A 508-nucleotide genomic window follows, 5' to 3' on the forward strand; every position below is an offset into this window, starting at 1 on the left:
ACGGCAGCCACTTCATTTTCGGGTTTGCGGCTGTTTCCCAGCCGGCGCTGATTTGGAGGGGTGTCTTCCCCCGGCCATCGGTTTTTCACTTGCCGCTGGCAGCCGTCTTCATTGATTTTTTCGTGCGAAGTATAGTATGCTGATAGCACAACGATAATCATATGGAGGGATGATGGCCATGTCGATGGCATATGAAGAATATATGCGTCAGCTCGTGCAGCCGATGCGCGATGAGCTCGTCCGCGCCGGTTTCCGCGAATTGCGCACGAGTGAGGAAGTCGAGCAGTTTATGGAACAAGTGGAAGGAACGACGTTTGTCTTTGTCAACTCAGTGTGCGGCTGCGCCGCCGGACTGGCGCGCCCGGCCGCGACGCAGGCGGTGCTTAGGAGCGAGAAAAAGCCGGATCATCTTGTGACGGTATTCGCCGGCCAAGACAAAGAGGCGACGGCGAAAATGCGCGAGTACTTTGTCGGCTATGCGCCGTCCTCGCCGTCGATGGCGCTCTTA

At 56.9% G+C, this 508-nt stretch carries 1 protein-coding gene; it reads left to right on the forward strand.

Annotated elements, in window-relative coordinates; genetic code table 11:
• Positions 1 to 178: 178 nt before the first annotated feature.
• Positions 179 to 508: BrxA/BrxB family bacilliredoxin (locus U1T56_RS24665; protein WP_418162102.1), on the forward strand; the 330-nt coding region annotated here is incomplete at its 3' end.

Source organism: Benzoatithermus flavus, from assembly GCF_037908215.1.
In the GTDB taxonomy this organism is placed as follows: Bacteria; Pseudomonadota; Alphaproteobacteria; order Geminicoccales; family Geminicoccaceae; genus Benzoatithermus; species Benzoatithermus flavus.